Source organism: Pseudomonadota bacterium, assembly GCA_040752895.1.
Classification (GTDB): Bacteria; Pseudomonadota; Alphaproteobacteria.
The window spans coordinates 157677-180801 of sequence record JBFMHN010000004.1 but is presented as its reverse complement, the minus strand read 5'-3'; the positions used below and the strand labels follow the sequence as shown (position 1 = coordinate 180801).

The following is a 23125-nucleotide window of genomic DNA, read 5'->3' as shown; positions in this document are numbered from 1 at the left end:
AGCCAAGCCAGCGCGTCAAGTAAAATATGGGTATTCAGGTTTGCCATTTCCCGTTGAAAATAGAGGCTGCAATTCTGCGGGCACCCTTGCCGGGATTGCCGTGTTATCTGTTTCAACAAAGGGACCTTTTGACTTCTGGATGGGGATATATCGTTCGCCCCTACCGCCGGTTCCTTAAAAAGGCCGCCAACTATCCCCATATAATAAAAAGAAAAAGAATGGGTTATCTGTCTCTATTGGGAACCAAAGCCTGTTAGGAGGAGAGCGGCTATGACGACCTTCCAAAAAACCGTAAGCGAAGTCGTCGGCGTGTTCCATTCGGTAGAAGACTTGGAATTCGCCGTGGACGAGTTACAGGTATCCGGTTTCAACGTGTCGGAACTGAGCCTGTTGGCCCATGACAAGGTGGTGGAGAAGAAGCTGGGCCACCACTATACAAGGGCCGAAAAGGCGGAGGACGATCCCGAAGCGCCTCGCGCCGCCTGGGTGTCAAGGCGAGCCGTCGATGTCGAAGAAGCGGCCGTAATAGGCGCACCCTTCTTTGTCGCGGCCGTCGCCGCGGCGGGAGCGGTGGTGGCAACCGCGGGCGCCCTCCTGCCGGCAATCGGCGCAGCCATCGCAGCTGGCGGACTGGCTGGTACGTTCGGAGGCCTGGTGGCCGGTGAGATCGGCCGGGAACACGCCGAATATTACGAGCGCCAGATCGAACGCGGCGGCATCTTGCTGTGGATACATCTGCGAACCCCAGCGGACGAGAAAAAAGCATCCGATATTCTTAAGCGCCATAACGCAACCGACGTGCATGTGCACGAAGTCGTCGCCAGCGCCTGAGATTCGGTGGCTTTTTTTTGGGTGCGTCGAAGGCTAGCTGCAAAATTGTTGCGCTTGGCGTGTCCGAGATGCGTCGCCCACCCAGCGACAGGTGGCGCTCACGCGATTTAATTCTCCAGCGTGAACCCCACCTCCAGCGTTACCTGGAAGTGATCAACCTTGTCGTTCTCGATATGCCCGCGTGTCTCGATGACCTTGAACCAGCGTAAGTTTTTCAGTGTCTTGGAAGACTTCTTGATCGCGTTCTGAATGGCCTCCTCGATGCTTGACGAAGAGGAGCCGACGAGACGAATCACTTTGTACACATTATCGCTCATCCAAACCCTCCATTTTCCATTTTCTTGCGCTTGGATTGCGGCCCGCGTGAGAGGCCCCCATGCCAAACGTTGCGAGATTTACACTTCATGCAGACCTGAAGAACAAACAGAGCCCCTCCCGCCCCTGCCAAAAGTCATGCGCCTTCAAGCTAGGGCGCCCCTTGCCGGTCACACGAAGCCGCCAGCCCAACGCCTTTTATGTGGGTTTGCCGTCTCGGCATTTCCAATCAAAAATGCATCGGAAATCGCAGGGCGATCCAAAGCCCTGTAAATTAGGCTGCAAGCGGGATATAGATGAACCCTACGGCACCTTTTTGAGGGAGATGCAGATGACAGTTGCACGGATCCTCGATCGAAAGGGCGCGACCACGGTGACCGTTCGATCGGACACCACTGTTACGGAATCGATTCAGCTTCTTTCCCAGCACAACATCGGCGCATTGGTAGTGAGCGACGACGGTGTTTCCGTGGCCGGAATATTGTCTGAGCGGGATATCATCCGCGGGCTTAGCCAATCGGGCCCCTCGTTATTTAAACGGCCTGTCGGCGAGATCATGATCCGTGAGGTGGAGACCTGCTCGCCACGGGACACGACCGTGAGCCTGCTTGCGCGAATGACCAAGCAGCGCATACGCCACATGCCGGTTGTGAAAGCTGGCCAACTCACCGGAATCGTTAGCATAGGCGATGTGGTCAAGCTACGTCTCGACGACCTGGCAAAGGATAACGAATCGATGCGTGATTACATCTCGCATTGAGGAGTGAGCACGCCGCCATTTGTCCGGCGGGACGCCTGCAATTCACCCCGCCTGCGCCGCCGGCCCTCTTAAAGCGCCCCTGATCGGAGCGTAAAGCCGCAGCGACGCGCGCCGCGTCCGTCGGCTAGACCTTCAAATTTCGGTCTCATGGATATGCCGTCCGTCGGCTGCAGCCAGGATACGCGAAGCCGCCACAACCGCATCCTCGCTTGGTGTGCGTACCCAACATATCATGCCGCCGTCCCGAACGTTCTGCTCGAACCGTTCCCGGTAGCTGTCGTCGACATATCCCGATAGAACGCTGTCGACGGTGGTGTCGGTCAGATCGGCCGAAGCCGCGGCAACGCCGATCGGGCCGCCGACCGCATAGGCGGCGGCCGCCGCACCGACTTCGCTGATCAACGCCAGCGTGCCGGCGATAAAGTCGATCGCCTTGTGCAGCGCGACTTCGGTGTCCAGCGCTTCGCGTGGCGTGTCAGGAGCGTCGGTCATTTCGTTAGGCCGCGGGACCCGCCCGAAATGATCGACAATCGCCTGATGGCTGCCAAGCACGCTGATCGCCGATGCATCGAAGCCTGCTTTCAGCAAGCCATCGAGCGCGCGCTCGAACGCTGCGACTTCGCGAAAAACGCCAACGACGCTTCGTTTGTTCTCTACTTGCATGGGCCGCACCGTTCCTTTTGCATAACGCTTCAGGATAGCAAACCATTCGCTACCACTTCCGGTTAATTCGACAAAGCCGGGCCGGGTGTTTTTCGAATCCACGCCTCAAGGGCTGCCCGCCCGGACGCGTCGAGGCGGAGGCCCAGTTTGGTCCGCCGCCACAGAATGTCCTCGGCGCTGGCGGCCCATTCGTGGGCCAAAACATAGTGGAGCTCGGCCTCATAAAGGTGGTGGCCGAAATGGCGCCCCATTTCCTTCAGGCCGCCGATTCCATCCAGCAGAACATGGGTGCGCGTCCCGTAAGTCCGAGCGTAGCGGCGGGCCAGCTCTTCGGGAAGCCATTCGTATTGGCCGCAAAGCCGCCGGGCAAAACCGCCCGGGCCACCGTCCCCGATATCGCCCCCGGGAAGAGGATCGCCACCCGTCCACGAACCGGCGGTGAAACCGAGCGCCGGTTTCAACATTTCGAGGGCGCGTTCGGCCAGCTTGCGATAGGTCGTAATCTTGCCGCCAAATACCGAAAGCACCGGCACCTTGCCGGGGGGCTGGTCAATTTCCAGGTAATATTCGCGCGTGACGACGGACGGATCATCCGCAACGTCATCCAACAGGGGCCGCACGCCGGCGAACGACCAGACGATCGCCTCGGCATCGACCGGCGTGCGGAGGTAACGGTTGACGGCGGCGCGTAAGTAAGAGATTTCGCCCTCAGTAATCCGCGCCTCGTAGGGATCGCCCGTATATTCGACCTCGGTCGTACCAATCAGCGTGAAGTCGTCCTCATAGGGGATGGCGAAAACCACGCGGTCGTCATCGTTCTGGAAGACATAGGCGAAGTCATGGCGGAACAGCCGGGGCACTACGAAATGGCTGCCCTTGACCAAGCGCACCGCCCGGCTGCTTGGAACCGAAACAACCCGGTCCAGCGTCTCGGATACCCACGGCCCGGCGGCATTCACCAGGGCACGGGCGCGCACCGTCCGGGTGTCCGTTTCCAAGCCCCCCACCGAACGCAGGGTCAAATTCCACCACCCCCTTTCCCTGCAGGCCGCGACACACGACGTTCGGGGCAGTATCACGGCGCCTTTCTCGGCCGCCGACAGGGCATTCAGGACGACCAGCCGCGAATCATCGACCAAGCAGTCCGAGTAGACGAAGCCCCGCGTCCGTTCCGGGAACAGGCCGCCGCCTGCGGGATGCCCGCCCAACGCAATCCCGGCGGAAGCCGGCAGCCGTTTCCGCCCGCCCAGGTGATCGTAAAGGAACAACCCGAGCCGGATCATCCAGCCGGGCCGAAGTTCCGCGGCATGGGGCATGACGAAGCGCATTGGCCGGACGATTTGGGGCGCGATGCCGAGCAACACCTCGCGCTCGGTCAGCGCCTCGCGGACCAGACGGAAGGCGAAATGCTCCAGATAGCGCAACCCGCCATGGATGAGCTTGGTGCTGGCCGACGAGGTCGCCGCACCAAGATCCCGGCGCTCGCAAAGCAATACGGAAAGGCCGCGTCCCGCGGCGTCGCGAGCGATTCCAACACCGTTGATGCCGCCGCCGATGATCGCGAGATCATAAATATCAGACGCCACCAAGGTCCCTTTTCCAAACGAAGGACGGGATGTTTTCCCTCGCAATTCCCGCAAGCCGCTGAAATCCAGCGCTTTTTACGAGCCGGCGGCGCGGCGCCGGATCATACGTGCGCTTAGATCGCGCAGGTCGCCCTCCGACAGCCGCGCCCGTGCAAGGGGAAGGATGATTCCGTTTTCGAGCGCCAGATGACGGCTCTCCGCATGCGCAAAGGCAAGCATCCGTTTGCCAAGCCCCTCGATGTCGCCGACCGCGCAATCGGCCTCGAGCGCCTCGGCTAACCCGATGAGGATATCCACCGCGATGCGTTCTTCCACCGCGTGCTCCGCCGAAAGATCCCCGAGCACATGCTCGATGTCGTCCTCCGGCGCGCACCGACAACGAAGCAGCGGAAACAGAGCGTGCTCTTCGTCAAGCACATGCACGACCATATCCTTCCCCAAAAATTCGAGCACGTGGGCGGCAAGGGCGCGATCCAGCGCATCCGCCGTGGCCACTTGTTCGATAAGGACGAAAGCCGCGCGCTGGCGCAAATGATCGGCCGCAAAGAATGCGAGTGGATCGCCGAGCAGGTCCCGCGGCATGGGCGCGATCCAGGACGGGGTGTCAGCAGGTTTGTTCATCTGTGTCTGCCCGCATCGCGTTCATTGAACAAGGGGACTTTCCGCGCCCGCCAGGTCAACCCCCTTGATCTCGGCCCGGCCGGCCAGAATTCTGATATATTGAGAGACGGCAAGACGCCAGCTCGCGTTTTCCAAATAGGCGGCGATTTTGGCCTTCACGAAATCGAACGGCAGTGTCCGGCCCTCGATCCTGCGATCGAGCCGAAGCACATGGATACCATATCGGGTCTTGACTGGCACCGGCGAAAGCTGCCCCTCCTCCAACGCAAACAGAAACGTCTCGAATTCGGGCAATGTCTGGCCGCGCGTCACCTGGCCGAGGCAGCCGCCATCCTTTCCGGACGGACAGTCGGATCGCTGCCGGGCGATGCCCGCGAATGACTTCGGATCGTCCATCACCGTAGATAGGATCGCCTTCGCTTCGCGGGCGGCAGCTTCGTAGGCTTCTGCGTCCGCGGGCGATGCGGACAGCAAGATGTGCGCCGCTTCGAAGATGTCCTGGCTGCGAAACCGATTGAGGTTATTCGCATAGTAGCGCCGGCAACTCGCATCGTCGACATCCGGCACAACGACCTCACGATTGAAAAGCTGGCGGATGAGGGCCTCGTCATCGGTCTCGCGTCGGCCGTCCTCGTCCACCATCGGGTCCGGCGCAAGCCCGAGCCGACGCGCTTCCTGAAGCAGGAGCTCCCGCACGACCAGAGCGCAAATAGCGTCGGCGCGCGCCTTATCGGCGCTGGCGGCGGGGTGGTTCTGAATTTCCGCCGCAATGACGGCCGGTGGAATTTCCGTTCCATTGACGACGATGGTTTCCATGATCCCGTCTTACTCCCTCGGCGTCCCGCCGCCGGGATTGCCGGCGCGGCGTATAGCATGGGATCCACGCGTCCGCACGATCTGGTAACCCGGCCGCCAGAAATACCGGACCGGCATGCTCAACATGTGAACCAGCCGCGTGAATGGAAACACCACAAAAATGGTGAGCCCCAAGAAAAGGTGCGTCTTGAACACCCAATGCACATCCGCCACGTGAAGTGCCGCCCCGGACCGGAAGGTGAAGATGCCCTGCGCCCAGGCCATGAACTTGACCATCTCCTGCCCGTCCAGATGCCCCATGGATACCGGAATGGTGCCAAGTCCGAGCACCAGCTGGAGCAACAGCAAGATCAAAATGGCGATGTCGCCAAATGACGAGGTGTGCCGGATGCGCGGGTCGGCCAGGCGGCGATGCAGTAGCATTGCGCCGCCGGTCAGGCACATGACGCCCGCGATACCGCCGACCACGGTTGCCATCAGCTGCTTGAAGCCATGGCCGATCCCCACCGCGTCGAATATCTCGATCGGGGTCAGCAGCCCGACCAAGTGACCAAGGAAGACAATCAGCACACCGATATGGAAGAGGTTGGACCCCCAGACCAGTTGGTGCCGGCGCAGAAGCTGGCTAGATCCGGACCGCCAAGTATAGGGCTCGCGGTCGTAGCGCACAATGCAGCCGGTCGCCATCACGGCAAGCGCGATATAGGGATAGATGCCAAAAACCAGCATATTGAGATAGTCGGCCATCGGATCGTCTCCTCAGTTTGTGCCAGGGGGCGCGTCTCCCGCCAGGCTATCCGGTGGCGTCGGGTCGGCGCGCATTTGCTTCAGTATGTCGGACACCCTGGGGCACCCGCCCGCCGGGTCGGGAGCGGTGGGACCGAAGGTGACGGCCTCTGCTTCCCATCTCGCGTCGAGAGCAACCAGATCGTTGGGGTCATCCTCGGGCTCATCCATCAGCGCCTTGAGATCGGCATCATCCGGCGTGCCCGTTGCCAAATCCTGTAGCGCGGCAAAAACGCCGGCATACGGGCTTTCCCGCTTGCGCAGTCTTTCACCCAGCGCCGCGATGACGTGAAGCGGCTGCGACAGTGTCTCACGCGCCTCCTCAAGCGGCAAAATCGACAGGAACTCCAGGAACAGCGGCAGATAGTCGGGCAATTCCTTGGCGCTGATTTCCAGCCCGTGGCGTTGATAAAGCGCCATCAGATCGACCATCGCCTGACCGCGATCGCGTCCTTCTCCATGGAGGTGTTCGAAAAGATGAAGCGATAGCGAGCGCGTGCGGTCGAACAGCAGGATATAGCGCTCCTGCAGATCGTAGAGATCGCGGGCTTCCATCTGCCCGATCAGCTCCAGCACCCGCTCCTGCGCATGGGCCGGCAGCAGGGCCTCTTCGACGATTGCCTCGCGGAGCGTGGGCGCTCCCTCTTTGAGCGCGTCGTCGGGATAGGACAGAAGCGCCGACAGCACCTTAAGCGTCCGCATCATCACATCACCTCCGTCGGTGTCTGCACACTCTTTTTGCGCGGGCTGCCAAACAGGTTTGCCTTGCTGGTGCCGCCGGAGCAGCCGTTACCGAAGCTGAAGCCGCAGGAGCCGCGCAAATCATAGGCGTCCTCGCCGACTTCTCTATGGCTCGTCGGAATGACGAACCGGTCTTCGTAATTGGCGATCGCCATCACGTGGTACATCTCTTCTATCTGGACCGGCGTGAGGCCGATGCGCGACGCGATGGCCTCGTCGATCGCGCCATCGATGGTCTTTGCCCGCATATAGGCGCGCATGCCGAGCATGCGTTCGAGACAGGCCGCAACGGGCTCTTCTTTGCCGGCGGTCAGCAGATTGGCGAGATAGCGCAGCGGAATGCGCAGCGAGCGGACATCCGGCATCTCGCCATCAATGCCCATCTTTCCAGCCTCGGCCGCCGACTGAATGGGCGACAAGGGCGGCACGTACCAGACCATCGGCAAGGTGCGGTATTCCGGATGTAGCGGAAAAGCAACCCTCCACTCCATCGCCATCTTCCAGACCGGTGATTTTCGCGCCGCCTCCAGCCAGGCCTCGGGCACGCCATCGTGACGCGCCTGCGCCTGGATTTTTGGATCGTTCGGATTCAGGAAGACCGAAAGCTGCGACTCGTAAAGGTCTTGCGTGTCGGGCACGCTGGCAGCCTTCTCGATTCGATCCGCGTCATACAGCAGCACGCCAAGATAGCGAATGCGTCCGACACAGGTCTCGGAACATACGGTTGGCTGGCCGGCTTCGATCCGCGGATAGCAGAAGATGCATTTCTCGGATTTTCCCGTCGACCAGTTGTAATAGATTTTCTTGTAGGGGCAGCCCGAGACGCACATGCGCCACCCCCGGCATTTCTCCTGGTCGATGAGGACGATACCGTCTTCCTCGCGCTTGTAGATCGCTCCGGAAGGACAGGCGGCGACACAAGTCGGATTCAGGCAGTGCTCGCACAAGCGCGGCAGATACATCATGAAAGTATTCTCGAAAGCGCCGTAGATCTCCTTCTCGACACCCTCGAAGTTGTAGTCTTTGGACCGTTTGGCGAATTCGCCGCCGAGGATTTCCTCCCAGTTAGGCCCCCACTCGATCTTCTCTATCCGCTCGCCGGTAATCAGCGAACGCGGCCGCGCGGTGGGCATCGCCTGCGATTCGGGAGCGGTCTGCAGATGCCCGTAATCGAAGGTGAAAGGTTCGTAATAATCGTCGATTTCCGGCAAATCCGGGTTGGCGAAGATCTTGGCGAGGATTCGCCACTTTGCCCCCATCTTCGGCTGCAACGCGCCCGACGACTTGCGGACCCAGCCGCCATTCCAATGCGCCTGGTTCTCCCAGTCCTTGGGGTAGCCAATGCCGGGCTTGGTTTCGACATTGTTGAACCATGCGTATTCCATGCCCTCGCGACTGGTCCAGACGTTCTTGCAGGTAACTGAGCAGGTGTGGCACCCGATGCATTTATCCAGGTTCAGCACCATACCGATTTGTGCGCGGATTTTCATTGCGCCGCCTCCATCGCGTGTGTGGCCGGGCCTTCAAGCCAATCGACCTTGTCCACTTTGCGAACGATGACGAATTCGTCGCGGTTCGACCCCACCGTCCCGTAATAGTTGAAGCCATAGGATTGCTGGGCATAGCCGCCAATCATGTGGGTCGGTTTGAGTATCGCGCGCGTGACCGAGTTATGGATCCCGCCGCGCTGGCCAGTTACTTCCGAACCCGGCACGTTCACGATCTTCTCCTGTGCGTGATACATAAAGAGGGTTCCTTCGCGGATACGCTGGGATACCACCGCACGGGCGACCAACGCGCCGTTCAAATTGTAGGCCTCGACCCAGTCGTTGTCGGCGATGCCGACCTTCGCCGCATCGGTTTCGGAAATCCACACGATCGGGCCGCCCCGCGACAGGGTGAGCATCAGCAAATTATCGGTATAGGTGGAATGGATGCCCCACTTCTGGTGCGGCGTGATGAAGTTGAGCACGATTTGCAGATTGCCGTTCGACTTGTCTTCGATGATCGAATTGACGGTCTTCGTGTCGATTGGCGGACGATAGACGCAAAGCCCTTCGCCGAAGGCGCGCATCCAGAGGTGGTCCTGATAAAGCTGTTGGCGCCCGGTTAGCGTTCGCCACGGGATTAACTCGTGAACATTGGTGTAGCCCGCGTTGTAACAGACCTTCTCCGACTCCAGCCCGGACCAGATCGGCGAGGAAATGATCTTGCGCGGTTGCGCCACGACATCGCGGAAGCGGATCTTCTCGTCCTCCTTGCCGGCGGCAAGGCAGACGTGATCGCGACCCGTCTTCTCGCCTAGCGCCTTCCACGCCTTTACGGCGACCTCGCCGTTGGTCTCCGGCGCCAGCATGAGAATGACCTCGGTCGCGTCGATGTCGGTCTCGATTCGGGCCATTCCCTTAGTTGGCCCTTCCTCGGTTACTTCGCCGTTGAGCCGTTTTAGGTTCTCGACCTCGTGTTCGGTGTTCCAGGCAATCCCCTTGCCGCCATTGCCGAGCTTCTCCAACAACGGCCCCAACGCGGTGAAGTGTTTGTATAGGTTTGGGTAATCGCGCTCGACGATCGCGACCTGCGGCATCGTCTTGCCGGGAATCGGGTCAACTTCCCCTTTCTTCCAGTCCTTGACGTCGAGCGGCTGGGCAAGCTCAGCCGGCGTGTCGTGCTGGATCGGCACCAGAACCGCGTCTTTTTCAACGCCGAGCACCTCCGACGCGACCTCGGAGAACTTCCTGGCGATCGCCTTGTAGATTTCCCAATCGCTCTTGCATTCCCACACCGGATCCACGGCCGCGGTCAGCGGATGGATAAACGGATGCATGTCGGAGGTATTGAGATCGTTTTTCTCATACCAGGTCGCCGTCGGCAGAACGATGTCGGAATAGACGCAAGTGGTCGACATCCGAAAATCGAGCGTGACCAGAAGGTCGAGCTTTCCTTCCGGTGCCGTGTCGTGCCATGTGACCTCGGTCGGTTTTTGTAGCCCGGCTTCGCCCAGATTCTTGCCCTGAACCCCGTGCGAGGTGCCGAGAAGATGCTTGAGAAAATACTCATGCCCCTTGCTCGATGAACCCAACAGGTTCGACCGCCAGACGAACAGGTTGCGCGGCCAGTTCGCCGGATTGTCGGGGTCCTCGCACGAAAGGCGAAGCGCACCGGACTTTAGGCCTTCGACGACATAGGATCCGGGCCCGCCATCGGCGGCAGCCGCGGCCTTGCCGACCTCCAACGGGTTGGTTTGCAGCTGCGGCGCGGACGGCAGCCAGCCCATGCGTTCGGCGCGCACGTTGAAGTCGATGAGCGCGCCGTTCCACGGTCCCTCCGGCGCCGTAGGCGATAGGATTTCCGACGCTTCCAGCGTCTCATAGCGCCATTGGTCCGTGTGAGCGTACCAGAATGACGTCGAATTCATCTGCCGGGGCGGCCGGTTCCAGTCCAGCGCGAAGGCGAGCGGCTGCCAGCCGGTCTGCGGCCGCAATTTTTCCTGGCCGACATAATGCGCCCACCCGCCGCCGGATTGCCCGACGCAGCCGCACATGACCAGCAGATTGATGATACCGCGGTAGTTCATATCCATGTGGTACCAGTGGTTTAGCCCGGCGCCGAGAATGACCATGGACTTGCCGTGGGTCTTCTCCGCGTTCAGCGCGAACTCGCGCGCCACCGTGATGATCTGATCGCGCGGCACTTCGGTGATTCGTTCCGCCCAGGCCGGCGTATAGGGCACGTTCTCGTCATAAGAGGTGGCGACGTTCTCGCCGCCAAGACCGCGATCGAGCCCGTAATTCGCGACAAACAGGTCAAACACGGTCACGACCAGCGCGTCGCCGTCTTTGAGCGTCACGGATCTGGCAGGCACGCGACGGACCAGCACGTCGGGGTGGTCGGTTCCCTGGAAATGGTCGTGTTTGCGGTTTCCGAAATAAGGGAACCCGACTTCCGCGACTTCGTCGTGATCTTCATCCTGGATCAGCGACATCTGCAGCTCGACGTCCGCGCTACCGGCGTCCTTCGCCTCCAGGTTCCACTTGCCCTGTTCGCCCCAGCGGAAGCCAATGGAACCCTGCGGCACGACGATGCGGCCGCTGCTGCGATCGATACCGACGGTCTTCCAGTCGGGGTTGTTCTTCTGTCCCAGATCGTCCGCGAAGTCCGAACTGCGTACCAAGCGATCGGGTATGTAATGGTCGCCCTGCTTCACCAGCCGGACCAGCATCGGCATGTCGCTGTATCGCCGGCAGTAATCCTCGAAATACTCGGCCTGCCGGTCGAGATGAAACTCGCGCAGGATCACGTGGCCAAGCGCCATGGCAAGGGCCGCATCGGTGCCCTGCTTGGGGTGCAGCCACATATCGGAGAATTTCGCGGCCTCGCTGTAATCGGGCGAAACGACTACGCTCTTGGTGCCTTTGTAGCGCGCCTCGGTATAGAAATGCGCATCCGGCGTGCGCGTCTGCGGCACGTTCGAGCCCCACAGCATGAGAAAACCTGAATTGTACCAGTCGGCCGATTCCGGCACGTCCGTCTGCTCACCCCAGGTCTGCGGGGACGCCGGCGGCAGATCGCAATACCAATCGTAGAACGACATGCAGACGCCGCCCAGCAGCGACAGGTATCTAGCGCCCGCCGCATAGGAAACCATCGACATGGCTGGGATCGGCGAAAAGCCGATCACCCGGTCGGGTCCATATGTTTTGGCGGTGTAGGCATTGGCCGCGGCGATGATCTCGGTGACCTCGTCCCAGGCCGCGCGGACGAAGCCGCCATGGCCACGGATCTTCACCCACGAGGCTCGCGTGCCGGGGTCTTCGACGATCGCCTTCCAGGCGGCGACCGGCGTCCTGGTGGCGCGCGCCGCGCGCCACGCCTTGAGCAGCCGCGAGCGGATCAGCGGGTATTTCACCCGGTTGCCGGAATAAAGATACCAACTGTAGCTCGCTCCGCGGCTGCAACCGCGGGGCTCATGATTGGGCAGGTCCGGGCGGGTACGCGGATAATCGGTCTGCTGGGTCTCCCAGGTGACGATCCCACCCTTAACGTAGATCTTCCACGAGCACGACCCGGTGCAGTTGGCGCCATGGGTGGAGCGCACGATCTTGTCGTGCTGCCAGCGTTGCCGGTAGCCCTCCTCCCAGCCCCGATTCTCCCGCGTCGTGATGCCGTGACCGTCGGCGAAGCGGCCGGTTTCCTTCTTGGTAAAGAAATGCAAACGATCGAGCAGATGACTCATGACGGACCCCCATTCATTTCGCGGACTGGCTGGCGGCGGCCGTACACTCGCCCAGTCTTTCGACCTCGTGCAGCACGCCGCCACGGCGCGAATAGACGCACCAGGTGATGAGCGCGCAGCTGACGTAGAAGATCATGAAAACCCACAGCGCGGCAGAAGGGCCTCCGGTCGCGGCAATGGAGGTGCCGTACGACTTCGGGATGAAGAAGGCGCCGTAGGCCGCAATCGCCGATGTAAATCCGATGATCGCAGCGGATTCCTTTTCCGCTTGACGCAGCCGCTCTTCCGGGGAGCCGCCCGGCATTAGCCGGCTGATCTCCTGACGCATGATCACCGGGATCATCTGGAAGGTCGACGCATTGCCGATACCGGTGGCCATGAACAGCACCATGAACATCGCGAAGAAGCCCCAGAACGCGCCTGGCTGCTCCTTGATGCCGAGGAAATAGAGCACGCCCCCGACCGCGGCGATCATCAGCACGAACACCCAGAAGGAGACGCGCGCACCGCCATACTTATCCGAAATCCAGCCTGTCGCCGCTCGCGACAGCGCGCCGACAAGCGGGCCGAGAAACACGTATTGCAGGGAATTCACCTCGGGAAACTGGGTCTTGGCAAGCAACGGAAAACCCGCGGAGTACCCGATGAAGGAACCGAAGGTGCCGGTATAGAGCCAGCACATGATCCAGTTGTGCTTGCGCTGGAAGATGATCGCCTGTTCCTTGAACGATGCCCTTGCCGACACAAGATCGTTCATGCCCCAAAAGGCTGCAGCGCTTGATATGAGCAGGAACGGAACCCAGATGAAGCCCGCGTTCTGCATCCACATCTTGGTGCCAGCGCTGGTTATTTGCGGCTCGCCGCCGATCGCCCCGAACACGCTGGTGGTGATCACCAGCGGCACCACGAATTGCATGACGCTGACGCCCACATTGCCAAGACCGGCGTTGAGCGCCAACGCGTTGCCCTTCTGCGCCCGCGGAAAGAAGAAACTGATATTGGCCATGGAGGAGGCAAAATTACCGCCACCGAGGCCGCACAGCAGCGCCAGCACGATGAACAGGAAATAGGGCGTCGTTGGATCCTGAACCGCGTAGCCAATGCCCAAAGCCGGAATCAGCAGAGACGCCGATGACATGGTTGTCCATAGGCGTCCGCCAAAGATCGGCACCATGAAGGAGTAGAAAATCCTGAGTGTCGCTCCGGACAGGCCCGGCAACGCCGCCAGCCAGAACAACTGATCCGTGGTGTATTTAAATCCGATGGACGGCAGCTTGGCGACAACGACGCTCCATACCAGCCAGACCGCAAAGGCAAGCAGCAGCGCCGGGATTGAAATCCACAGATTGCGCAGCGCGATCTTCCTTCCGGTCGTCTCCCAAAACCCCTTATCGTCGGGCCGCCAGTCTTCGATAACAGGGCCCAGCACACCTTTATGCTCCGGTTTGTGGAGTTCCTTCATCTCCGGCAGCTGAGGCAAATCGGGCATGTCGTCCGGCAAGGCGGTCCGCTCCATCCGCCGAATGGCGAGGTGCATCCAGATCAGCGCGGTCGCGACCAGTCCGAACAAAAGCATGAAGCATCCTGTCCACACGCCGGTAAGATCGTTCATGACACCAAAGGCGATCGGCAGCACGAATCCGCCAAGACCGCCGATCATGCCGACCAGCCCGCCGACGGAACCCACATGATTGGGGTAATAGACGGGGATGTGCTTATAGACTGCCGCCTTACCGAGCGACATGAAGAAGCCGAGCACGAAAATGATCATGACGAACGGCACCAGCCCCATGCTGGTTGAAAATGCGATTGGCCCTCGGATGCCGTGAATCACGTAATCCGTGTTCGGATAAGAGAGCATGAAGGTGCAAAGGACCGAGACCCCGAAGGTCCAGTACATGATCGTCCGGGCGCCATAGCGATCGGAAAGATGGCCGCCATAGGCGCGGAACAGACTTGCCGGAACTGAGTAGAAAACAGCGAGCATGCCCGCGGTCTTGATATCCAGCCCGTAGACACCGACCAAATAACGCGGCAGCCAGAGCGCCAGAGCGACAAACGCCCCGAAGACGAAGAAATAATAGAGCGAGAAACGCCAGACCTGCAGATTCTTGAGCGGCGCGAGTTCGAGCCGCATGCTACGCGGCTTCATGCCCTTCGCCCGCCTCTCCTTTAGTTCGGGATCGTCATCGGTCGTAAACCAGAAAACCACCGCCATGAGAACCAGCGCGGCCCCCCAGATTTGGGCCACCATCGGCCAGCCGAAGGCTACCATCACGAAGGGAGCGAGAAATTTGGTCACCGCAGCGCCGACATTGCCGACGCCGAATATGCCAAGCGCGGTGCCCTGTTTTTCCCTGGGGTACCACTTGGACACATAGGTGATGCCGACTGCGAAGGCGCCGCCGGCAAGCCCGACGCCAAGCGCTGCGAGCAGCATCGTTTCGTAGGAAGTCGCGTGCGACAGCAGGAAGGTCGCCAGAGCCGCCAGAATCATGACCAGGCAATAGACGATCCGGCCACCATACTGGTCGGACCAGATGCCGAGAAAAATCCTGCTCAGCGATCCGGTGAGAATCGGGGTGCCGACGAGCAGCCCGAACTGGGTGTCGCTGAGACCCATCTCCTCTTTGATCTGCACGCCGAGGATCGAGAATATGGTCCAGACCGCGAAACACACCGTGAACGCGACCGTACTCATCGCGAGCATGCGGTTTTGTTTGCTAGCGGAAACGCCTTCAAGCTGATGCACGTGGAATTCTCCCCAACCCCGATCGGATCGCCGGGCCTGTAGAACAACCACGAAAATTTATTACGTTTTATTCCTCGTTTAAATAATACTTCCCCGGTTTTTATTGGTTATGGAAAGAAAAAAATCAAACATCCCAAGATGTCATACAGTAAAAATAAAATGTCAATTCTGGAAGCGCCCAGCCGCAACCGCTTGCTTGACATTTATCAATTGATGATGGGAATGTCCTTCGGCGTCGAGAACCCGAACATAATTGGTATGCCCAGCGTAGACATTGAAGCCGTTCGCGACCTGCCGCTCTTCGTCGAGATGGCCGCGGCCAATTTTGTCGAGCTTATGCAGGCCGCCTATCTCCAGCGTTTCCCGCCGCATGTGCAACTCATCGGGGAAGGGGAACCCGCCGATTTTCTCTATGTTATTGTCGAAGGCTGCGTAGAGATGTTCGCGGAGACCAAGGAGCGAAGATCGACCATCGAACTCATACAACCGGTTTCCACGTTTATCGCGGCCGCGACCCTGAAGGACGCCCCCTATCTGATGTCGGCCCGAACGACCGAAAGGTCACGTCTTCTATTGATCCCCTCGAAAGACATTCGGGTCATGTTCGAGCGAGATCCCGGTTTTGCGCGATCGATGGTCCATGAGCAGGCGACCGCCTACCGGTCTTTGGTCCGGACACTGAAGAACCAGAAACTTCGCACGTCTGTCGAACGGTTAGCGAACTACCTGTTGAGCGCGCATTCCGCGCAGGGCGCGACCGGCGCGCTGACGCTCGCCATCGACAAAAGGACGCTTGCCGCTCTGCTCGGGATGACCCCGGAAAACCTTTCCCGCGCATTCGGGACGCTGAAGCCCTATGGCGTATCCGTCGTCGGCGCCGATATCCGGTTGAGCAAGCTCGCCGAACTGGAAACCTTCGCGAAACCGACACCGTTGATCGATGGCCGGGATAGCTGACGGAATAGCTTGCCACTCCGCCATCGCATCGTTACGGAAGATTCTGCGTATGCGCCGGGGGCTCAAATGGCGCTGGAGGTTAAACGGATTGCAGATGGAGCCGTGGATTGAAAGAAATTGCCGCGCTGAAAGCTGTGCCTTGAATCGCCGCATCCTACATTTTCATCGCCGCGCTGGAACATACGAACTTTCTGCCCGGTTATTCTGGCGATGTCCGGAACCGCGATGAGCACGCAAGGCGCCGGAACACCTCGCCATCGCCCCTTCGCCGGACCGGCACTTTTTTGCCAGGGCTTCCGCCCGTTCTTTCTGGGCGCTGGCTTCTAGGGATTCATCGGCGTCGCGTTCTGGCTTGCGGTCATGTCGGGCGCGGTTCCGATGCCGCCCGCCTTCAGCCCGGCCGCCTGGCATGCCCATGAAATGATCTTCGGCTTTGCCGCCGGAGTCATCGCCGGCTTCCTGCTTACGGCGATCCCTAATTGGACGGGCCGCATGCCGCTTCAGGGCTTGCCCTTGATCGTTCTATTCGGAACCTGGGTTCTTGGCCGTGCTGCCATGGCTACCTCGGCCCTCATCGGCCCCGGCCTCACCGCGGCACTCGACCTTTCGTTCCTCGTCGTCCTGCGCGAGATCGTATTCGGTCGCAACTGGCGCAATCTGTTGATGCCCGTCGCTCTCGGCGGGCTGCTTGTAGCGAACGTTCTGATCCATATAGATGCTGCCGGCCAAGCCTCGACCGGCCTTTTCGGTCAGCGCCTGGGCGACAAGTTCGATCATCATTACCCGTCGCTTTAGGGCCTAGCCCCTTGAAAAAATGGCTGACCCAGCTGCGCGAACGCAGTCCGCCCTCAAAATACAACCATCATCGAAATCCCGAACCACAGAGATTTCAGTGGCGGATGGAATTTTCAGAAGGTACAGGGTGAGTATCGATTCGCTATACACCCATCGGGCCCCCAACTAGCACACACGAGATGACGAACAAAGTAAGCTGAATGCACGTCCAGCGCGCCGCGCCTCCAGTGATGCGTTGGTTTGAAATCCAATTCTACGAATCGACAGACACATCCTCTTTGACTTCCTGACCCACTCGTTGCTTGCCCTGAGAAGATTCAAGTGTTTTATTGTACGCTACCGTCACCGTTTGTCTGCGCTTTACAAGCGCGTAGATCGCCGGGATCACGAGCAGCGTTAGCACGGTCGAAGAAACCATGCCACCGATCATCGGAACGGCAATGCGGCGCATGACTTCTGAACCCGTGCCATGGTTCCATAGAATGGGAAGAAGTCCCGCCATGATTGCGGTCACGGTCATCATTTTCGGCCGGACGCGTTCGACGGCACCCACGATGATCGCTTCCTTAAGGTCAGCTGGACCAAAGGGCCGATCCTCCCTTTCACACCGCTCCTTAACCTCATCAAGCGCGTGGGTGAGATAGATCAGCATCACCACGCCCGTTTCTGCGGCAACACCGGCAAGCGCGATGAACCCGACTGCAACTGCGACACTCAGATTGTATCCGAGAAGCCACATGAGCCAAGCGCCCCCCACGAGCGCGAATGGCACGGAAAGCATGACGATCAGCGCCTCAGTCATCCGGCGGAAATTGAGATAGAGCAGAAGAAAGATGATGGCTAAGGTGACCGGAACGACGATTGCAAGCCGCGCCTTTGCCCGCTCGAGATACTCGAACTGGCCGCTCCATTGGACGCGATAGCCTGGCGGAAGTTTGATTTCTCCCTGGACTGCTCGGGCGGCATCGGCAACGAAGCCGCCGATATCCCGGCCACGCATATCAACATAGATATAGGCGACGAGCTGGGCATTCTCGGTGCGGATGTTCGGGGGACCCTGAGTGAGACGGATCGCTGCGACTTGGCCAAGGGAAATCATCGCACCGCCCGTGGTGGGCACAAGCACCTGGCTTGCGATCGCTTCGGGGTCATTCCGGAAATCGCGAGGGTAACGCACCATCACGCTGTAGCGCTCCCGCCCTTCGACCGTCGTGGTGAGTGACTCTCCGCCGAGCGCGGTCGCAATGACGTTCTGGACTTCGTCCATGGAGAGCCCGTAGCGGGCCAACGCCGCGCGGTCTGGTGCAATCTCGAGGTAGAAACCACCGCCGAGTCGCTCCGCATAGGCACTCGTCGTCCCGGGCACCGCCTGCACGACATGTTCAATCTCCGTCGAAAGCCGCTCAAGTTCCTTGAGATCCGGGCCGAACACCTTGACACCGACCGGTGTGCGTATCCCAGTCGAGAGCATGTCGATGCGTGCCTTGATCGGCATGGTCCAGGCATTGCTCACGCCGGGAAGGCGGAGCGCGTCATCCATTTCGACAATCAGTTTATCGAGGGTCATGCCGGAGCGCCATTCGCTCTCCGGCTTCAGGCTGATGACCGTTTCTATCATCTCGGTCGGCGCTGGATCGGTGGCCGTCGCAGCACGACCCGCCTTACCGAAGACCGACTGAACCTCGGGGAAGGATTTGATAATGCGATCCTGGGTCTGCAGAAGTCCCGCAACTTTTGTGATGGAGATTCCCGGAGGTGTCACCGGCATGTAAAGCAACGTCCCCTCATTCAGATTCGGCATGAATTCGCTGCCGAGGCGCATGACCGGAAGAACCGTGAGGAGGAGAACGATAACAGCCAGAACGACGGTGGCGCGCGGCGCTTGCAGAACGCGGGCGATGAGCGGCCGATAGAGCCGGATGAGGATCCGGTTGAGCGGGTTCTTCTCTTCCGGAAGGATATGCCCACGGATGAAGGCCACCATGAGTACTGGCACGAGCATCACCGAGAGTAGTGCTCCGCCCGCCATGGCAAAGGTCTTGGTGTAGGCGAGCGGCTTGAAGAGGCGGCCCTCCTGCGCTTCAAGCGCAAAGACCGGCAGGAAGGAAACGGTGATCACGAGCAGACTGAAGAACAGAGAAGGCCCCACCTCCTTGGCTGCCCTGAGGAGCGCGGCACGGCGTGAGGCGCCGGGCGCTAAGCGTTCGAGATGTTTATGCGCATTCTCGATCATGACGATGCTCGCATCGACCATTGCGCCGAGCGCGATCGCGATGCCGCCGAGGCTCATGATATTCGAGCTGATGCCGAGGAGGTGCATAGCGGTGAAGGTGATCAGGACTCCGAGCAGCAGGGTCAAGATCGCCACCAGCGCACTCCGGACATGGAAAAGGAAAATCACACAGACAAGGGCGATGATAAGGCTCTCTTCTACGAGGGTTCGCTTGAGCGTGGCGATTGCCCGCCCAATGAGCTCGGATCGATCATAGACCGGTTCTATGGAGACACCCTGGGGCAGGCTCGACTGCAGATCTCTGATCGTCTCCTTCACGCTCCGGATGGTAGTCAGCGCGTCGGCCCCATTGCGCTTCACAACAATGCCGCCGACTGCTTCGCCCTCGCCATTGAACTCCGTGATGCCGCGCCGCTCATCCGGGCCAAGCTCGACGCGGGCAACATCCTTAAGCAGCACCGGCGTGCCACTAGCCGGATCAGCCTTGAGCATAATCTGCTCAATGTCATCAATCCCGCGCAGATAGCCGCGGCCGCGCACCATATACTCGGTCTCGGTCATCTCGAGGGTGCGGCCACCAACATCGCGGTTACTCATCCGCACGGCGTCGGTCACTTGCGACAGGGGAATGCTATAGGCCTGCAACTTCCGGGGATCGACGATCACCTGATACTGCTTCTCGAAGCCCCCGACCGAGGCCACCTCGGCAACGCCGCTCGCTTTGGTGAGATGGTAGCGAATGAGCCAGTCCTGGAGGCTACGCAGCTCGGCGAGCGAGTGGTTCACGCCCTGCACGATATATTGATAAACCCAGCCCACGCCTGTCGCGTCCGGACCGAGCGACGGCGTGACGCCGCTTGGTAGGCGTTTCTGGGCGAAGTTGAGATATTCGAGCACGCGGCTGCGTGCCCAGTAGAGATCGGTGCCGTCTTCAAACACGACGTAGACGAACGATACGCCGAAATTCGAGAAGCCACGCACGACCTTCGAGCGCGGCACCGCAAGGAGCGCCGTCGTCAGGGGATAGGTGACCTGATCCTCGACCACCTGGGGCGCCTGACCAGGATATTCGGTGTAGACGATAACCTGAGTGTCGGAGAGGTCCGGAATGGCATCGAGCGGCGTGTTGAGGAGTGCCCAAAGGCCAGCGGCCAGTATTGCGAGTGTTCCCAATGCAATCAAAACCGGATTGCGGACAGAGAGCTCGATAACGCGCGCGATCATTGGGGGTTTCCTGTCGTGGGCATGAAGCTCTGCAGTGCCGCCCGGAGATTGCTTTCCGAGTCGATCAGGAAGTTCGCACCAACGACGACACGCTGGCCCTCTTTCAGTCCCTCGAGCACCTCCCTGTTGCCATCACCACGAGCACCAAGACGAACAGCCCTTGGCTCGAAACGTCCTTCACCACGATCGATCAGAACGATTTGGTGTGCGCCGCTGTCGATGATAGCAGAGTCTGGTACAATCAGCATTCGGCTCTTGCCTAACGTGACAGGTGTTTCGATCTCGATCGTTGCATACATATTCTCGCGAAGCATGAGATCCGGATTAGGCATAAGGAGGCGAACCCGTGCCGTTCGCGTTTCCGCCGATAGTGTGGGATAGACGAAGTCGACGATGCCCTCGAAGGTGCGCTCGGGAAACGCCACGAAAGACGCACGCACGCGCTGCCTTTTCTGAATTTTTCCGAGGTCCCGCTCCTGAACCTGTGCGACGAGCCACACGGTCGTGAGATCCGCCAATCGGTAGAGAACCGAGTCCGACTCGACGCGCATGCCCTGTACGGCAGGCTTTTCAACCACGATGCCGTTGATGGGCGCACGCACCGTAATGGCACGACTGGCCTTTCCCGTCTGCCTCAAACGTGCGATCTCGTTCTCGGGCACGCCGAACGCCCGCAAGCGCTGCGCCGCTGCTGCCGTCAGCGCTTCTGCGCTTCCACGCGCCCCATCGCCGTGTGACGTTGTCAGTCGAGACGCAACGAGGTATTCCTCCTCCGCGGCAACAAGCTCAGGCGAGTAGATCTGGAGAAGCGGATCACCACGCCGAATGTCATCGCCCACAGCAGAGACCTGAAGCGACTCGATCCACCCGCCGATCTTTGTGGTGACGACGGCGAGTGTCCGTTCGTCAAGCTGCACACTCCCGGTGGCACGAACGCTGCGCACCAGGGTTTTATGCATCTCAACCGGCGCCGTCCGTACCCCAAGCATCTGCAGCTTGCCGGGACTAACACGAACGATTCCCACCTCAGCGACTTCGTTCTCGTAGACCGGGATGTAGTCCATGCTCATGGAGTCTTTCTTCGGCACGGGGGAGGTGTCCGGCAGACCCATCGGATTGCGGTAATAGAGAATCCGCCCCTTGTCAGCCGAGGGTGTCGCGGATTGCTGCGCCGGCGGTCCTGCCGACGTGGATTCGTCCTCGTAAACTGGCACGAAATCACGCCCGTCCTTGCCCTTCTTCGGCGTCAGGGCATAAACAGGCTTACCGTCAGGATGCTGGTAATAGAGTGGTGCCCGCTCCTGCCGTTGCGCAGGATTCTCCGTCTTGTCGCCGGCGATAACAGGAGCGCCGCCAACGGCAGCAATCGCTAAACCAGCCGCAATCAAGTGTAGGAAACGACGAAGCCCGCCGCGCAAGGTTATTGTCATGGGCGATACTCCCGATGGTCGATTGCGCCATTACTGGCAGGAGAACCAACCTCGGAGTCCGCTTCGACAAGCGGTCCGCCGATCGCCTGCTCCAAGGCTGCGAGGCTCCGGTATTGATCCGCTATGGCGCGCTCGAGGCTCAGTTGCTGATCGAGCTTGCTGCGCTCCGCGTCGATAACCGAGGAAAAGCCGCCTGTCCCCAGGCGGTAATCGGCGAGCGCGGCCAACACGGCAGCGTCCGCCAATGGCAGGAGCCTCTCCTTATACAAAGCAATGGATCGCGCGGCCTGATCCACACTCGCATAGGCCTCAGCCACGGCCGCCAGAAGTGTCGCGCGTCGATCGGCAACCTTCCATTCGGCACGTCGTTGCGCGGCGCGTGCACTGGCAAGCTCTGCTTCGCGCCGCTCCCAATGGAGAGGCACATTGAACGAGATGCCAACGCTCGGCCGCATTTCCTTGGCGTCCCACATCTCGTCGTAACCAGCCTGTACACTGAGATCTGGATAGAACGCCTTCCTAGCCAAAGCGACCACCGCTTCGGTCGAATCGAGCGTGGCTTCAAGCCCCTTCAACTCGGGATGGCGCGCCATCGCCATAGTTCCGAGGTGATCGAGCGGAGGAAGTCGTGTGAGCAAACGGAAAGGCGTCGGTTCGGGCAGCTCGGCAACGGGAGCACGGTTCAATAGCGCATTAATCCGGGCCTGGACCATGCGGCGCTGGCTCTCTAATCCAAGCGCCTCATTCTCCACGCGGGCGAGCTCGAGGCTTGCCTTGAGCGCATCCTGTTGGCGCCCGACACCGGTTGCGTAACTTCTTTCCGCCGCCGCTTCCAGGTCCCCGAGATGGATTTGGTGCTGACGGTTGATCTTCAGCGCCGCGTATATGAATACCCACTCAGCAAAGGCTGCTTTGGCATCGGAGACCACTTCGAGTGTGCGCATGCTTGTGTCGTTCTGTGCAGCCTCAGCTTCTGCCTTAGCCTTTGCTTCGCGCGCGTGGAGTGTGCCCGGCCACGGCAGAGTCTGCGAAACCTCGACGCCTTGCCTTGTACCGATTTCTCGCGAGCCGATCGTGGCCGGGGCGAGCTTGTAGCTAAGCATGGGATCTTCGAGAGCTCCCGCAGACTTGATGCGAGTTGCTGCCTCCTCCGCCCCTGCGCGTGCGGCTTCAAGATCCGCGTTTCGCGCTTGCACAAGCTCAATGAGTTGCTCCAGCTCGAGAGTCTGCGCGCCAGCAAAGAGATTGTCCTTGGCCGTTGCCGTTACAGCGGTCCCACACGCCACCGTTAGAGCGAGCAGCATATTACAGATGAGCTTGCCCAGGCTTCGCACCGAGAAGTGGAGCATAGCCCGTTGCAAGACTCGCCGGCGCGTCTGCGC

General features: G+C 60.1%; 17 protein-coding genes. 4 read left to right on the top strand and 13 right to left on the bottom strand.

Going from position 1 to position 23125, the window contains the following annotated elements; translation table 11 throughout:
* Positions 1 to 270: 270 nt before the first annotated feature.
* Positions 271 to 831: a hypothetical protein gene (locus AB1781_08810; protein ID MEW5704667.1), complete on the top strand. Its 561-nt coding sequence runs from the start codon at positions 271 to 273 to the stop codon at positions 829 to 831.
* Between the two features lie 107 nt (positions 832 to 938).
* On the opposite strand, the gene AB1781_08805 is transcribed toward AB1781_08810, so the two are convergent.
* The gene (locus AB1781_08805) at positions 939 to 1148 is read right to left on the bottom strand and encodes a dodecin (protein MEW5704666.1); all 210 of its coding nucleotides are present in this window, start codon (positions 1146 to 1148) and stop codon (positions 939 to 941) included.
* 329 nt (positions 1149 to 1477) lie between these two features.
* On the opposite strand from AB1781_08805, the gene AB1781_08800 reads away from it, so the two are divergent.
* Positions 1478 to 1906, top strand: coding sequence for a CBS domain-containing protein (locus AB1781_08800; protein MEW5704665.1), 429 nt, complete (start codon positions 1478 to 1480; stop codon positions 1904 to 1906).
* 132 nt (positions 1907 to 2038) lie between these two features.
* On the opposite strand, the gene AB1781_08795 is transcribed toward AB1781_08800, so the two are convergent.
* From AB1781_08795 to AB1781_08755, 9 genes are all read right to left on the bottom strand, one after another.
* Positions 2039 to 2569, bottom strand: a complete 531-nt coding sequence (locus AB1781_08795; protein MEW5704664.1) for a hypothetical protein — start codon at positions 2567 to 2569, stop codon at positions 2039 to 2041.
* Positions 2570 to 2631: 62 nt separating this feature from the next.
* Positions 2632 to 4155 carry a glycerol-3-phosphate dehydrogenase gene (gene glpD / locus AB1781_08790; GenBank protein MEW5704663.1) on the bottom strand — a complete coding sequence of 508 codons (1524 nt, stop codon included), beginning with the start codon at positions 4153 to 4155 and terminating at the stop codon, positions 2632 to 2634.
* Positions 4156 to 4230: 75 nt separating this feature from the next.
* Entirely contained in the window at positions 4231 to 4776 is a 546-nt protein-coding gene (locus tag AB1781_08785; protein MEW5704662.1) for a hemerythrin domain-containing protein, read from the bottom strand.
* Positions 4777 to 4797: 21 nt separating this feature from the next.
* The gene (locus AB1781_08780; GenBank protein MEW5704661.1) at positions 4798 to 5592 is read right to left on the bottom strand and encodes a peptidylprolyl isomerase; all 795 of its coding nucleotides are present in this window, start codon (positions 5590 to 5592) and stop codon (positions 4798 to 4800) included.
* Positions 5593 to 5601: 9 nt separating this feature from the next.
* A complete protein-coding gene (narI, locus tag AB1781_08775) occupies positions 5602 to 6339 on the bottom strand; it encodes a respiratory nitrate reductase subunit gamma (protein ID MEW5704660.1) in 738 nt (245 codons plus the stop codon).
* Positions 6340 to 6351: 12 nt separating this feature from the next.
* On the bottom strand, positions 6352 to 7083 hold the full coding sequence (narJ, locus tag AB1781_08770) for a nitrate reductase molybdenum cofactor assembly chaperone (GenBank protein ID MEW5704659.1): 732 nt from the start codon (positions 7081 to 7083) through the stop codon (positions 6352 to 6354).
* Positions 7083 to 8609, bottom strand: coding sequence for a nitrate reductase subunit beta (narH, locus tag AB1781_08765; protein MEW5704658.1), 1527 nt, complete (start codon positions 8607 to 8609; stop codon positions 7083 to 7085). Before narH ends, narJ begins: the two co-directional genes overlap by 1 nt.
* On the bottom strand, positions 8606 to 12352 hold the full coding sequence (locus tag AB1781_08760; protein MEW5704657.1) for a nitrate reductase subunit alpha: 3747 nt from the start codon (positions 12350 to 12352) through the stop codon (positions 8606 to 8608). Before AB1781_08760 ends, narH begins: the two co-directional genes overlap by 4 nt.
* A gap of 13 nt (positions 12353 to 12365) precedes the next feature.
* Positions 12366 to 15062: an MFS transporter gene (locus AB1781_08755; GenBank protein MEW5704656.1), complete on the bottom strand. Its 2697-nt coding sequence runs from the start codon at positions 15060 to 15062 to the stop codon at positions 12366 to 12368.
* Positions 15063 to 15263: 201 nt separating this feature from the next.
* On the opposite strand from AB1781_08755, the gene AB1781_08750 reads away from it, so the two are divergent.
* Together AB1781_08750 and AB1781_08745 are read left to right on the top strand one after the other, a co-directional pair.
* The gene (locus AB1781_08750; protein ID MEW5704655.1) at positions 15264 to 16061 is read left to right on the top strand and encodes a cyclic nucleotide-binding domain-containing protein; all 798 of its coding nucleotides are present in this window, start codon (positions 15264 to 15266) and stop codon (positions 16059 to 16061) included.
* Between the two features lie 333 nt (positions 16062 to 16394).
* Complete coding sequence (locus AB1781_08745) at positions 16395 to 16856, top strand: NnrS family protein (GenBank protein ID MEW5704654.1); 462 nt, start codon at positions 16395 to 16397, stop codon at positions 16854 to 16856.
* A 253-nt stretch (positions 16857 to 17109) separates the two neighbouring features.
* Here AB1781_08745 and AB1781_08740 read toward each other — a convergent pair whose 3' ends face one another.
* The 3 genes from AB1781_08740 to AB1781_08730 are packed head-to-tail and all read right to left on the bottom strand — an operon-like array spanning position 17110 to position 23092.
* Complete coding sequence (locus tag AB1781_08740; GenBank protein ID MEW5704653.1) at positions 17110 to 20313, bottom strand: efflux RND transporter permease subunit; 3204 nt, start codon at positions 20311 to 20313, stop codon at positions 17110 to 17112.
* Positions 20310 to 21743, bottom strand: coding sequence for an efflux RND transporter periplasmic adaptor subunit (locus AB1781_08735; GenBank protein MEW5704652.1), 1434 nt, complete (start codon positions 21741 to 21743; stop codon positions 20310 to 20312). Before AB1781_08735 ends, AB1781_08740 begins: the two co-directional genes overlap by 4 nt.
* Entirely contained in the window at positions 21740 to 23092 is a 1353-nt protein-coding gene (locus AB1781_08730) for a TolC family protein (GenBank protein MEW5704651.1), read from the bottom strand. The genes AB1781_08735 and AB1781_08730 overlap by 4 nt, the downstream gene beginning before the upstream one ends.
* Between the last annotated feature and the right edge of the window lie 33 nt (positions 23093 to 23125).

Coding starts and splice junctions, on each gene's coding strand:
- AB1781_08810 (MEW5704667.1), top strand. CDS start 271: ATGACGACCTTCCAAAAAACCGTAAGCGAAGTCGTCGGCGTGTTCCAT.
- AB1781_08805 (MEW5704666.1), bottom strand. CDS start 1,148: ATGAGCGATAATGTGTACAAAGTGATTCGTCTCGTCGGCTCCTCTTCG.
- AB1781_08800 (MEW5704665.1), top strand. CDS start 1,478: ATGACAGTTGCACGGATCCTCGATCGAAAGGGCGCGACCACGGTGACC.
- AB1781_08795 (MEW5704664.1), bottom strand. CDS start 2,569: ATGCAAGTAGAGAACAAACGAAGCGTCGTTGGCGTTTTTCGCGAAGTC.
- AB1781_08785 (MEW5704662.1), bottom strand. CDS start 4,776: ATGAACAAACCTGCTGACACCCCGTCCTGGATCGCGCCCATGCCGCGG.
- AB1781_08780 (MEW5704661.1), bottom strand. CDS start 5,592: ATGGAAACCATCGTCGTCAATGGAACGGAAATTCCACCGGCCGTCATT.
- narI (MEW5704660.1), bottom strand. CDS start 6,339: ATGGCCGACTATCTCAATATGCTGGTTTTTGGCATCTATCCCTATATC.
- narJ (MEW5704659.1), bottom strand. CDS start 7,083: ATGATGCGGACGCTTAAGGTGCTGTCGGCGCTTCTGTCCTATCCCGAC.
- narH (MEW5704658.1), bottom strand. CDS start 8,609: ATGAAAATCCGCGCACAAATCGGTATGGTGCTGAACCTGGATAAATGC.
- AB1781_08760 (MEW5704657.1), bottom strand. CDS start 12,352: ATGAGTCATCTGCTCGATCGTTTGCATTTCTTTACCAAGAAGGAAACC.
- AB1781_08755 (MEW5704656.1), bottom strand. CDS start 15,062: ATGCTCGCGATGAGTACGGTCGCGTTCACGGTGTGTTTCGCGGTCTGG.
- AB1781_08750 (MEW5704655.1), top strand. CDS start 15,264: ATGTCAATTCTGGAAGCGCCCAGCCGCAACCGCTTGCTTGACATTTAT.
- AB1781_08740 (MEW5704653.1), bottom strand. CDS start 20,313: ATGATCGCGCGCGTTATCGAGCTCTCTGTCCGCAATCCGGTTTTGATT.
- AB1781_08735 (MEW5704652.1), bottom strand. CDS start 21,743: ATGACAATAACCTTGCGCGGCGGGCTTCGTCGTTTCCTACACTTGATT.
- AB1781_08730 (MEW5704651.1), bottom strand. CDS start 23,092: ATGCTCCACTTCTCGGTGCGAAGCCTGGGCAAGCTCATCTGTAATATG.